The 12,142-nt window shown below is 69.5% G+C and carries 12 protein-coding genes; 10 read left to right on the forward strand and 2 right to left on the reverse strand.

The window, feature by feature from the left end:
- The first annotated feature begins 41 nt into the window (after window positions 1-41).
- The 5 genes from G6N16_RS03260 (at window position 42) to G6N16_RS03280 (ending at window position 6,047) form a co-directional block, all read left to right on the forward strand.
- The gene (locus G6N16_RS03260; RefSeq protein ID WP_083031806.1) at window positions 42-1,295 is read left to right on the forward strand and encodes a cytochrome P450; all 1,254 of its coding nucleotides are present in this window, start codon (window positions 42-44) and stop codon (window positions 1,293-1,295) included.
- Window positions 1,296-1,467: 172 nt separating this feature from the next.
- The gene (locus tag G6N16_RS03265) at window positions 1,468-2,664 is read left to right on the forward strand and encodes an alpha/beta hydrolase (RefSeq protein ID WP_083031804.1); all 1,197 of its coding nucleotides are present in this window, start codon (window positions 1,468-1,470) and stop codon (window positions 2,662-2,664) included.
- An 18-nt stretch (window positions 2,665-2,682) separates the two neighbouring features.
- The gene (locus G6N16_RS03270) at window positions 2,683-4,269 is read left to right on the forward strand and encodes a wax ester/triacylglycerol synthase family O-acyltransferase (protein ID WP_083031803.1); all 1,587 of its coding nucleotides are present in this window, start codon (window positions 2,683-2,685) and stop codon (window positions 4,267-4,269) included.
- 163 nt (window positions 4,270-4,432) lie between these two features.
- Window positions 4,433-5,074, forward strand: coding sequence for a hypothetical protein (locus G6N16_RS03275; protein ID WP_083031801.1), 642 nt, complete (start codon window positions 4,433-4,435; stop codon window positions 5,072-5,074).
- A 157-nt stretch (window positions 5,075-5,231) separates the two neighbouring features.
- Entirely contained in the window at window positions 5,232-6,047 is an 816-nt protein-coding gene (locus G6N16_RS03280; protein ID WP_133052961.1) for a hypothetical protein, read from the forward strand.
- Between the two features lie 4 nt (window positions 6,048-6,051).
- Here G6N16_RS03280 and G6N16_RS03285 read toward each other — a convergent pair whose 3' ends face one another.
- A complete protein-coding gene (locus tag G6N16_RS03285) occupies window positions 6,052-6,882 on the reverse strand; it encodes a thioesterase family protein (RefSeq protein ID WP_083031798.1) in 831 nt (276 codons plus the stop codon).
- Window positions 6,879-7,700, reverse strand: coding sequence for an SMP-30/gluconolactonase/LRE family protein (locus G6N16_RS03290; RefSeq protein ID WP_407663676.1), 822 nt, complete (start codon window positions 7,698-7,700; stop codon window positions 6,879-6,881). Before G6N16_RS03290 ends, G6N16_RS03285 begins: the two co-directional genes overlap by 4 nt.
- A gap of 76 nt (window positions 7,701-7,776) precedes the next feature.
- On the opposite strand from G6N16_RS03290, the gene G6N16_RS03295 reads away from it, so the two are divergent.
- From G6N16_RS03295 to G6N16_RS03315, 5 genes are read left to right on the forward strand one after another with little or no spacing between them, the layout of a single operon-like run.
- Window positions 7,777-8,481 carry an NIPSNAP family protein gene (locus tag G6N16_RS03295; protein ID WP_083031795.1) on the forward strand — a complete coding sequence of 235 codons (705 nt, stop codon included), beginning with the start codon at window positions 7,777-7,779 and terminating at the stop codon, window positions 8,479-8,481.
- Window positions 8,482-8,489: 8 nt separating this feature from the next.
- Window positions 8,490-9,710 (forward strand): cytochrome P450, encoded by a 1,221-nt coding sequence (locus G6N16_RS03300; RefSeq protein ID WP_083031794.1) that lies wholly within the window; start codon window positions 8,490-8,492, stop codon window positions 9,708-9,710.
- A 2-nt stretch (window positions 9,711-9,712) separates the two neighbouring features.
- Window positions 9,713-10,681: a zinc-binding dehydrogenase gene (locus tag G6N16_RS03305; RefSeq protein ID WP_083031792.1), complete on the forward strand. Its 969-nt coding sequence runs from the start codon at window positions 9,713-9,715 to the stop codon at window positions 10,679-10,681.
- Window positions 10,678-11,418 carry an HpcH/HpaI aldolase family protein gene (locus G6N16_RS03310; protein WP_083031791.1) on the forward strand — a complete coding sequence of 247 codons (741 nt, stop codon included), beginning with the start codon at window positions 10,678-10,680 and terminating at the stop codon, window positions 11,416-11,418. Before G6N16_RS03305 ends, G6N16_RS03310 begins: the two co-directional genes overlap by 4 nt.
- Window positions 11,415-12,140: an SDR family NAD(P)-dependent oxidoreductase gene (locus G6N16_RS03315; protein WP_083031789.1), complete on the forward strand. Its 726-nt coding sequence runs from the start codon at window positions 11,415-11,417 to the stop codon at window positions 12,138-12,140. Before G6N16_RS03310 ends, G6N16_RS03315 begins: the two co-directional genes overlap by 4 nt.
- The last annotated feature ends 2 nt before the right edge of the window (window positions 12,141-12,142 follow it).

Below are 12,142 nucleotides of genomic sequence, written 5' to 3' on the forward strand. Positions count from 1 at the left end.
CATAACTTTACATCTCTACGGGTAACTGTCACGCTTTTCGGGTGACTTCCATCGACGCTCCGGACCGCACGTACAGCCAGTGGGACCTCTCGGCCCGGGAGTTCTGGGCGCAGCCCTTCGCGACGCGCGACGAGACGTTCGCCCGGCTGCGCGCCGAGCCGGGTCTGAGCTGGCAGCGCGCCCTGCCGTCGCTGTTCGACATCACCGAACCCGGGTACTGGGCGGTCACCCGACGCGCCGACATCATTGAGGCCAGCCTGCACCCGGAGCTGTTCTGCTCGGGCCAGGGTGTGGCGCTGGACCCGATGCCGGTCGAGGTGCAGCGCATCGCCACCTTCTTCCTCACCATGGACCCGCCGCAGCAGACCGTGTACCGCCGGCTGGTCTCGTCGGCGTTCACCCCGCGCAATGTGCGCCGCATCGAAGAACAGATCCAGGCCAACGCCGTGCGGATCGTCGACGACCTGGTCGGCGCCGGTGACGTCGACTTCGTCGAGGCCTGCTCGGCGCGGCTGCCGATGATGACGATCTCGGAGATGCTCGGGGTGCCCGAGTCCGACCGCAAGGCCGTCGCGCACGCCGCCGAGAAGCTGTTCTCGATGAGCGACGACGAGTACAGCACGCTGGAGGAGCGGGCGACCGCCACCATCAACGAGATGCTGCTGCTGTCAGGCACCGGGATCGAGCTGGCCAAGCACCGGCGCGTGCATCCGGCCGACGATCTGATGACCGCCATCGTCAACGCCGAGGTCGACGGGCAGCGGCTGACCGACGAGGAGGTCGGCGCGTTCCTGGTGCTGCTGGCCTCGGCCGGCAACGACACCACCAAGCAGACCACCACCCACGCCATGCTGGCGCTGGCCGCCCACCCCGAGCAGCGGGAGTGGCTGATGGCCGACTTCGATGCCAGGATCGGTTCTGCCATCGAAGAATTCGTGCGGTGGGCCACCCCGGTCATGCAGTTCGCCCGGACCGCCACCTGCGATACCGAGCTCGGCGGCCAGCAGGTGCGCGCCGGCGACAAGATCGGACTGTTCTACTGCTCGGCCAACCGCGACGAGGCGGCGTTCGACCGCCCCGGACAGCTCGACCTGAGCCGCTCGCCGAACCCGCATCTGGGCTTCGGCGGCGGGGGACCGCACTACTGCCTGGGTGCAAGCCTGGCCAAAACCGAACTGCGCCACCTGCTTCGGGAACTGCTGACCCGCATCGACGACATCGAGTTCGGGCAGCCGGTGTTCCTGCAGTCCGGATTCGTCCATGGCATCAAGCGGGTGCCCGCCCGGATCGGATAGCGACCGCCATAAACGCGAATACGGTGACTATCGGTGAACAGGCTGCAAAACTGGTGCAATGTCACAAGCTGCCGCGCACAGCTACTCGACGGCTTTCGATGACCCCGCTTCCGTGGCTCCCCCAGAGTCGGCGGCTCACGGCAGGGGCGCCACGCACACCGGGAGCGCAGCGGTGAGGCTGGCGAGCTGGCTGGGCCTGGCCGCGATGGCCAGCCCCCTGGTAGCGGCCGGTATGGCCGGGGCTCGCGAGGTGGTGCGCGCGGATACGGCGCGCCGGCGTGGCGTCATGATGCGCGACGGCGTGCCGGTGCCTGAGCCGTCGATCGGGCTCGGGATGGCCGCAGCCGTCGACGCGCTGCTGGCAGCCCCGATGCCGCTGCTGTCTTCGTTCGGGTCACCGCAGCAGTACGCGGCCGCATCGGCCGAACTCGATGCCGCCGTCCGCCACTACCGTGACGCGGGTTGGCTCGACGCCCCGGAGCTGCGGCACCGACGTCCGGACGCGCCGGACGACGTTGCAATCGAAACGCGTTCGCCCGAGCTGGAAGTCGCCCGCTTCGACAGTGGGTGGCGACCCGAGGCGGGCGAACCCGGCGGCGAGCGCTGGCTGACGTTCTTGGCCAACGAACGGGTGCCGGTCCGGCTGCTGCGCCATCCCGGCGGTCCGCGTCCGTGGCTGGTCGCCGTGCACGGGCAGGGGATGGGACGGCCGTCGGACATCAATATGCTGCGCGTGCGCCGGCTCCACGACGAGCTCGGCGTCAACGTCGCGCTGCCCGTACTCCCACTGCACGGCCCCCGCTCCTGCGGCTTCTCCCCGACACGGCAGTTTGCGTCCAACGTCTTCGCGACGAACAACGTGCTGGGGCTCACCCAGGCGGTGTGGGACATCCGCCGGCTGCTGCGGTGGCTGCGCGAAGACCAGCAGGCACCGTCGGTCGGCCTGCTCGGCGTGTCGCTGGGCTCCTACGTCGGCAACCTGCTGTCCACCCTCGAGGGTGACCTGGCCTGCCTGGTCGCCGTCGTCCCGACGAGCGACCTGGCCGCCTCGATGCGCGACGCGGAGCCGGTCACACCGGCGAGACGGCGACTGCACCGCCAGGTGCACGACCACCGCTCGACGCTCGTGCACCGGGTCGTCTCGCCACTTGCCCGGCCGTGTCTGGTCCCACATGAGCGGCGGTTCATCGTGGCGGGACAGGTCGACCGAATCGCGCCGCCGCGCGGTGCCGCCGAACTCTGGCAGCACTGGGACGAGCCGTCGATCGCCTGGTGCCCCCGGGGTCACGTCACCGCGTGGCGCGGGTCGGACTACGACGACTACATCGCCTCGGTCCTGCGCTCGTCCGGTCTGCGGCACCAATCCTGAGGAAGCGGAGGAGGAACAATGCGCCAACTTTCCAGTGCCGACTGGACGATGGTGGCACTCGACACCTCGACCGCCCACAACACCATCGGCATCGTCGGCATCTACGACCCGTCGACGCGCGGTGAGTCGCGCGGCCCGGTCACCTACGAGGAGGTGCTGAAGTACCTCGAAGCGCGCCTGCACGTCGCCGAAAGCTTCCGGGAACGGCTCGTCGAAGTCCCGTTCGGGCTGGACCGGCCCTGGTGGATCCGGGACGGGGACTTCGACCTGGAGTACCACCTTCGGGAGATCGCGCTGCCCGCGCCGGGCAGTTGGCGGCAGCTGTGCACTCAGATCGCCCGGATCCACGCGCGACCCCTGGACCTCAGCAGGCCGCCCTGGGAGCTGTACCTGATCGACGGGCTCGACGGGGTCGACCACCTGCCGCAGGGTGCCTTCGCGGTATTCCTGCGGATACACCACTCCGCCATCGACGGTGTCGCCGGCGCCGAGATCCTCACCGCGATCCACAGCCAGGAACCCGGGGACAGTGCACCGCCGATCCCGGAGGGTTACCACTGGGAACCGGACACCGTCCCGTCCGACCTGGACCTGCTGAGCCGCGCGGCGCTGCACGGTGTCGCCCGGCCGGTCGACGTCCTGCGCCAGGTCGTCTCGGTGGCGCCACAACTACCCGCGCTGGTATCCGACACCCGCGACCCGTCCGTGACGTCGCCGGCGACGCTGCCCAAGGCGACCCGGTTCAACCAGGTGGTGTCGCCACACCGGGTGTTCGGCACCGCGTACACGACACTGGACGTCCTCAAAGAGATCCGCGCGGCGGTGCCGAACGCGACGATCAACGACGTCGGTGTCGCCGTCGTCGGCGGGGCCATCCGGCGCTACCTCCTGGACAAGGACGAGTTGCCCGACGAGGCCATGGTGGCGATGATGCCGATCTCGGTCCGCCCGACGGCCACCCGCGCCAGCGGCACGGCAACCTCGGAGACCAGCACTCAGACCAGCGGAAACGAGTATTCCGTCGCGCCCATCACAATGGCGACCGACGAGGAGGACCCGCTGGTCCGGCTGGCGCGCATCGTGACCTCGACCGCGCACGTCAAGGAGTCAGGAGCCCACCCCGTCCGAGCGCTGATCGCGATGTCGGAGGAGGCCATCGGCGGGCTGATGGGCACGGTGCAACGGGCCGCGGTGCGTGCCCTGAGCCGGCGGGGGCGCGCCGTCGCCGCCCACACCCTGGTGAGCAACGTCCCCGGACCGCAGACCCCGATGTACTTCTGCGGCGCACAGATGGTCGACACCACCGGCCTGGGCCCGGTGCTCGACGGCATGGGGCTCAACAACGGCATCGGCAGCTACGGCAACCGGGTGACGTTCTGCTTCACCGCCGACCGCAAGGCCCTCCCCGACCCCGAGGTGTACGAGCAGTGCCTGAGCGGCGCCGTCGAGGAACTGCTCGATGCCGCCCGCGCGAAGGTGCAAGCCGAGCCGGCGAAGAGAGCGCCGGCCAAGAAGGCGCCGGCTAAGGCAGCACCCGTCAAGGCAGCAGCGGCCAAGCAAGCCCCGGCCAAGAAAACGGCCGTCAAGAAGGCGCCGGCCAAGTAAGCGCCCAGCTCCTCGCGGGCGTGCGCGGGGGCTGCGGAGTCCTGGGATTGCCGGCCCGGTCGATCCTGAATCGCGGTGGGTTCGGCTTGACGGCGGGGGAGGTGCCTTTTAGCGTCGCGGGCGACAGGCCCCGAACACATCGGGGTCGACGGCAGGGGGCGTGATGGCGGAGTCCGGGGACCCGGGTGAGGAATCGCCGCAGCCCGGAGTGGCTCCGGATGCCGAGAAGGGCGCGCCGGACGGGCGCTCGCCCAGGTTCTGGTTGGTCGGTGGCGGGCTGGTCCTGGTCGTCGTTGCCATTGCGCTCACGCTGCTCGGTTCCGACAAGCCCAAGCCCGACATCATCACCCTGACCGACACCATGTTCCTGACCGCAACCGAGTTCCCCGTCGTCGACGGCGGTCGGTACCGGCTGTCGTCGGTGATCACGATGCGTGACGAGCAGGACCCCAAATGCGGCTGGGGAGGCATGGTGCAGCGCGGCGAGGCCGGCGTCGCCACCGATTCCCGGGACAAGACCATGGAAGTGCTGCTGGTGGTTGCCGAACGCAAGCCCGACCTGGGCGCGTTTCCCGATTGCCTCCCCGACAGCGTGCACACGTTCGATGTCCCCGGGCTGCCGTCGGGGGCCGTGGCCTTCTCATTGGCCGGCGATGGCGAGGGAGCCAACCTCAGCGCCTTCGGGTATGTCCGCGGAGTGCTCATGCGTGTTGCGGTGAAGGACCGGGGTGGCGCCATGGACCAGGTCAAAGCGGATCTGGTGACCGTCTACAACCGACAGGCCGACAAGCTCGACAAGGCCTGATCGTCACGCCTCGAGCGTTGGCTTGCGTTCGATGACCCGCCGGCGCGGTGGGACACAAGGCAAGACTGGACGCCCGGCGGGCCGCTTGACGAGGGGGGAGGAGCCTCTTAGCGTCGCTGGGAAGTGGCTGTGAAGAAGTGGCTGTGAAGAAGTGGCTGTGAAACTGTCCCGGGAGCGCGGGGCGGAGACGGGAGAGCGTCGTGACGGTGCTGACTGCGGTGACGGCGGGGTGGGTTCGATGACGGGTCCGTGGGATCCGCAGGCGGGTGGACCGTCGGGGAACCCCTGGCCGGGCCAGCCGGGCGCGCCGCAACCGGGGCCGGATCAGCCGGGTGACCCGAGTGCGCAGTACCCACCGGGCTGGCAGCCGGCACCCGGTACGGCACCGCCGCCCGCGGCCAAGGGGCGCTCCACCAAGTTTTGGCTGATCGGCGGCGGGGTGGTCTTCGTTGTCGCCGCCGTGGTGATCGCAATGATCGCGGTCCTGACGGCGACGAAGTCCAAGCCCGACATCACCGACCTGACCGCGTCGATGCTGTTGACCGAGAACGAGTTTCCGTCGGTCGATGGCGGCAGATACAAGCAGCGGGGTGTGAAATCAGTCGACGAGGAATCAACGGATAGGTGCCCGTGGGGCGGCAAGGGCCAGACCGCCCAGGCAACCCTGGACGGTTCTGGTAAGACGCGGGAGTTCCGTACGATGCTGGCCCTCATCGATCCGACACCCGACCCCGCGGCAGCACCCCGATGTGTGTCCAGTGATGCGGAGACGATCAATGTCACGGGGCTGCCGTCGGGGGTGGTTGCCGTGTCAGACCCGCAAGATGCGAGCGTCGAGCTCACGGCGGTTGGTTTGGTTCGCGGCGTTCTCGTTGCGGCCGAGGTCCACAATCCGGACAACTCCATGGACCAAGCCAAATCGGACCTGGTGGCCGTCTACAACGCGCAGGCGAACAAGCTCAACAAGGCTTAGCGGCTCACGCTTTGGGCGGGCGGGGCCGCACCAGCACCGACTGCGCGATGGCACCGACCGGGCCGTCGTCGTCGAACAGGGTGCCGACCGTCGTCCCGATGCCGTCGGGACCGTAGAACGTCTCGGCGCGGATACCGGTCCACTCACCCGTGGGCACCCGGTACAGGTGCACCGACATGTCGGTGTTCAGGAACGTCCAGCGCCGGATGTCGATCTTGGTGCCCAGGCCGTTGGCGCAGTCGGCGACGGTGAACAACCGCTGGATCGGGGTCAGCGGCTCGTCGTCGACCAACGTCACCCGCGGGCGCATCCACGATTCTCCCGGTCCGTCGTGCGGCGGAACTTTGCACCACAGCCAATCCACGCTGTGCACGTAGTTGGGATCCCACTTGGCGTCCAGCTTGCGGTCGACGGCATCCGCGCGATCGCCCAGAGCAACGTCAGGAGCCGAACCCAGCTCCGCGGTGTCCAGGGTCTGCAACCGCCAGCCGCTGGCCCGGGCCGCGGGGCGGGGCTCGCCGTCGGGGCCCGGCGCCCACAATGTCGCGCCGACCAACTCGATCTGCTTGCCGGAGCGCTCCAGTTCTGATGTCAGCCAGAGGTTTTCGGCCATCGGGACGGGACCGATCAGGTCGACGACCACCCGGGACAGCCGGGTGTCTTCCCGCGGTTGGCACTGCTCCAGGCCGCGGACCAGCAGCGCCGAGACGGGTGCGCCGTGCTGGATGGCCGAGGTCCAGGTGCTGATCGCCATCTCGGTCGGGCGCAGGCGCTGGCCCACCGTGCCGGCGACCGTTGCCCGGTCGTCGAGGAGTTGGTAGTAGGACACGGTCACGCTTTCTCCGGGGCGGGATGGGTCACGTCCAGCACATCGACCCGGGACAGGGCCGTGCCGATCAGCTGCTCGGGATAGGCCGATGTGCTCGACAGCAGGAACAGGGTGCGGCCGTCCGGCCCGCCGAGCGCGCCGGCGATGGCCACCCGGTCGCCGAGCTCGATCCGGTCGGTGACAGTGCCGCCGTAGGTGATCCGGTCGAACCGGTGAGCCAGGGTCAGCGCCGTCCAGATCCCGCCGTCGGCATCGATGGCCAGCCCGTCGGGCGGGCCATCGAGCCCTTCGGCGAACACCCGCGGGCCGGACAGCTCACCGTCGGACAGGGTGAACGCGGTCAGCCGCCGCCCCGTCGACTCGGCGACGACCAGCGTCGTGCCGTCGGGGGTGATGACCATGCCGTTGGGGAACTCGAGCCCGGATGCGACGACGTCTGCCGTCCCGTCGGGATCCACCCGGACGACGACGCCGTCGGTGCGGGCCTGCGCGCCGACGTAGACCCGGCCCGCGCCGTCGACGACCATGTCGCCGAGGTTCGCCGGCGCCAGGGCGGCCAGATCGGCCAGCACCGACACCTCGCCGTCGGCGTAACGCAGCAGCTGCCGGTCCTCGGTCGAGACGATCAGCAGGGACCCGTCGGGCGCGAAACCCAGACCCGAGGGCGCCCGTCCGGGCAGCGGGAGCGTCGTCACGGCACCGGTGAGATCCACGGTGTGCACCGCCGCCCCCAGCATGTCGGAGAACCACAGCGCGCCGTCGTGCCAGCGGGGTCCCTCGCCGAAGCAGAAGCCACCCGCCAACGGCTCCGCTTCTTTACAAATCACGGTCCAAGTGTCACGCTTTTCGGGTGTCGTTGTCAATGAAGACGGGTGCGCGTCAGGTGAAGAAGCGATGACCATGAAGAAGTACTACGGCCACACCCTGCTGTATCTGCACGAGACGATATCCCTGGGCTCCGGTGACAGCGCCGAATTCACCGAGAGGTTCACCGCGATCTACCAGCCGATGATGACCGAGCTCGGTGCCCGGCTGTTCGCCCTCTGGGAGACCACGACCTACAACGGGCACTGGCCGCAGGTCACCGTCATCTGGGAGATCGACTCCTTCGCCGACTACGCCCGCATCGGCCGCGCCCAGGCCGCCGGCGGCAGCGCCCACGCGCAGGCGAACGCGTGGAAGGCCTACCTCCGGACGATCGGTGCACATGGCGAGGGCCGGATCATGTACGCCGGCAAGTACAACAAGACGCTGGCCCAGCTGACCGCCGACGGCTTCGGCGCCGGACTGGTGATCCAGGAGATCATGGAAACCAAACCCGGCCGCCAGGACGACTACATCCGCGAGCTGGAGCGGCTGTACGTGCCGTGGTCGGAATCCACCGGGAAACGTTGGCTGGGCTCGTTCATCACCACGTTCCGGTTCAACGAGGTCATCCACTACTGGGCCCTCGACGGAGACTGGGACTGCTTCGAAAACCACTACCCGTCCTGGAAGGGACAACCGCCGGCCGAGATCGTCACCTGGATGAGCGTGGCGCCCGCGCTGCGCGACGGCTGGGAAGACTCGATCCTCTCCGCGCTGCCCCCCTCGCCGCTAAAGTAGGCGACCCGATGACTCACACGGTATTTCGGTACAACCCGTTCGACCCGGACGTGATGGCCGACCCGCTGCCCTACTACCGGGTGCTGCGCGACGAGCACCCGGTGTACTACATCGATGAGTTGGACACCTTCGCGCTGTCGCGGTTCGACGACATCTGGACCGTGCTGGGCACCACCGACGGGACCTTCGTCGCTTCCGAGGGCACCCTGCCGTCGGCGGCGGTGCTGGAACACCGCAACTCTGGTCCGGTGCCCGATCCGCCGTTGCACCCCATGGTTTTTCACGCGAACTACGATTCGCCGGTCTACGAGAACGTGCGCCGGTGCACGTCCGCGCAGTTCCGGCCGCGGTCGGCGGCCAAGCTCGCCGACCGGATCCGCACCCTGGCCAACGAGCGGCTCGACGAACTGCTGCCCCGCGGCCGGTTCGACCTCACCCAGGACTTCGGCGGCATCGTCGCCGCGACCATGACGTGCGACTTCCTCGGCCTGCCGGAGGAACTCGCGCCCGAGGTGCTGGCCACCGTCAACGGCGGCACGCTGGCTCAGCCCGGTGAAGGGGTAGAGATCGCCAACGCCCGCCCCGGCTACCTGTCCTATCTCACTCCCATCATCGAAAAACGCCGCGCCGCCGGCGCCGACGGCTCCGAACCCATCGCCGACGCGCTGATCAACTTCCGTCTCGACGACGGCTCGGCGCTGGGCGACGTCGAGGCCGCCACCCAGATGCTGGCGGTGTTCATCGGCGCCACCGAAACCGTGCCCAAGGTGACCGCGACCGGGCTGTGGCACCTCAGCCGTCACCCCGACCAGCTGGCCGCCGTGCGCGCAGACCTGGACGCCAACGTGCCCGTCGCCCGCGAGGAGATCATCCGCTACAGCGCGCCCGCGCAGTGGTTCGCCCGCACCGTGCGACACCCCTACGAAATCCACGGCGTCACGCTGCAACCCGGTCAGCGGGTGATCGCCCTGCTCGGCTCGGCGGCCCGCGACGAACGCGAATACCCGGACCCGGACAGCTTCATCTGGAACCGGCCCATCGAGCGGCTGCTGTCCTTCGGTCACGGCCAGCACTTCTGCATGGGCGTGCACGTAGCGCGGCTGGAGATCGCCATCATGATCACCGAATTCCTCAAGCGGGTAGGCGAATACCGCATCGACGCCGAAGCGGCGTCGCGCCCCCCGTCGAGCTTCCAGTGGGGCTGGAACAACATCCCGGTGGAGGTCTGAGCATGTGGTGCCACCGGGTCATCGCGCCCTACACCTTCGAGAAAATCGAACTGCCCGAACCGGATCCGGCCACCCTGGATCCCGGCCAGGTACTGCTGAAGTTCGCCGCCGCCGCCATCTGCGGCAGCGACATGCCGGGCTTCCGCGGCACCCAGGGCAAGCTGCCCGCCGACACCGGCCCGTGCGCGGCCGACATCGACGGGTTCCCGATCCACGAGATCGTCGGCGAGGTGATCGCCAGTGCCCACCCCGAGCACCAGGTCGGCACCATGGTGGTCGGCTGGGCCTCGGCATTCGACGGACTCAAGGAGCAGGTGGTCTCCGACGGGGAGGGCCTGGCCCGCTACCACCCGGCACTGAGCCCCGAGCAGGCGGTCGCGCTGCAGCCCTTGGCCTGTGTGCTCTACGCCGTCGAACAACTACCCCCGCTGGCCGGCAAACACGTCGCGGTGATCGGACAGGGCTCGATCGGCCTGCTATTCAGCTACGTCGCCAAGGCCGCCGGCGCCGCACGGGTCACCGGCGTCGATCCGGTGGACCGCAGCGCGGTCGCGGCGAATTTCGGCGTCGATAACGCGGTGCGCGCCACCAGCGATCGCTGGATCGCACACCTGGACGCGTGGGACAAACCCGACATCGTGATCGAAGCCGTCGGGCACCAGGTCGCCACCCTCACCCACGCCATCGAAGCCGCCGCGTGGCGCGGCACGGTGTTCTACTTCGGCGTCCCCGACGACGACTGCTACCCGATCAGCATGCGCGCCATGCTGCGTTCCAACCTGACCCTGATGTCCGGGGTCACCCTGGACCGGCGCCGGGTGCTGGCCGCTGCGGACGCCTTCGCCCGCGAGCACCCCCAACTGCTGCCGGCGTATGTCACCCACACCTTCCCCGTCGACGAGGTCCAGCAGGCCTTCGAACTCGCCGCCCGCCCCACCCCGGGGCGCATCAAGATCGTGCTGGTGCCGTGACCGGCCCGCAGTGGGGCGGCTGGATCACCGGACCCACCGCGCTGGGTCCCGAACAGTTCGCCGCCGCCGGCTACGACTACGTCGGAATCGACATCCAGCACGGCTATCTCGACGACGCCGACGCCGCGGTCCTGCTGCGCCGGTTGACCCACGTCCCGATCCGGGCCCTGGTCCGCGTGCCCTCGGTGGACCCCGCACCGATCGGCCGGGTGCTGGATGCCGGCGCGGACGGGATCATCGTCGCGATGGTCGACTCGCCGGACCAGGCCGCCGCGGCCGTCGCCGCCACCCGCTACCCGCCGCACGGGTATCGCAGCTTCGGTCCGCTGCGCCCGGACCTCGGCTCGGACCCCGCGGCGCTGGCCGCCCGCGCCGCGGTGTTCGTGATGATCGAGACCGCCGCCGGCCTGGCCGCCGTCGAGCAGATCTGCGCGGTCGACGGACTCACCGGCATCTACACCGGCCCCGCCGATCTCGCGCTGTCCCTGGGTTTCGGGATCCCCGACGCCCTGCGGGCACCGGAGATGCTGGACGCCATCGACCACATCGGCGCGACGGCAACGGCCGCCGGGCTGGTCGCCGGAATCCACGCCGGAACCGGGCCGGCCGGCCGGGCCCTGGCCGCCCGCGGCTACACCATGCTCACCCTGGCCGCCGAGTCCCAGGCGCTGCGCCACGGTGCCGCCGACATCCTCGCGCAGGCCCGAACGACCATCGAGACGAAGGAGCCGCAATGATCGAACACGGGATCGTGCTGGTCACCGGAGCGGCGCGCGGCCAGGGCGCCGAGATCGTAAAACGTCTGGTGGCAGCCGGATACCGGGTCGCCGCCGCCGATGTACTGACCGCCGAGCTCGCCGAGACCGTGCAACCCCTCGGCGACGCGGTGATCCCGGTCGCCCTCGATGTCAGCTCGGCCGAGCACTGGCAGGCCGCCGTCGCCGACACCCGAGCGGCATTCGGCACCCTCACCGCCCTGGTCAACAACGCCGGGGTGCTGCACCGCGCCCCGGTGTCCGAGGAGACCGAGGAGGCCTTCGAACGCAGTTGGCGGATCAACTGCCTGGGCCCGTTCCTCGGCGTGCAGGCCGCCCTGCCCGAACTGCGGCGCAACCCGGGCGCGTCGATCGTCAACACCTGCAGCACCGGGGCGATCCGTCCGTTCCCCAACCACGCGGCGTACGGCGCGGCGAAGTGGGGACTGCGCGGACTCACCCAGATCCTGGCCGCCGAACTGGCGCCGGAGGTCCGGGTCAATGCCGTGCTGCCCGGACCGGTGGCCACCGACATGCTCGACGCCGCAACGCAATCCCGGCTGGCGCAACGGGTTCCGGCCGGGCGTCTGGGTACGCCCGCCGACATCGCCGACGCCGTGGTGTTCCTGCTGTCCGAGCACGCGTCCTTCATCACCGGTGCCGAACTCGTCGTCGACGGCGGCCAGTCGCTGACGATCGGCTGACC

It is taken from the genome of Mycolicibacterium insubricum (assembly GCF_010731615.1).
Lineage (GTDB): Bacteria > Actinomycetota > Actinomycetes > Mycobacteriales > Mycobacteriaceae > Mycobacterium > Mycobacterium insubricum.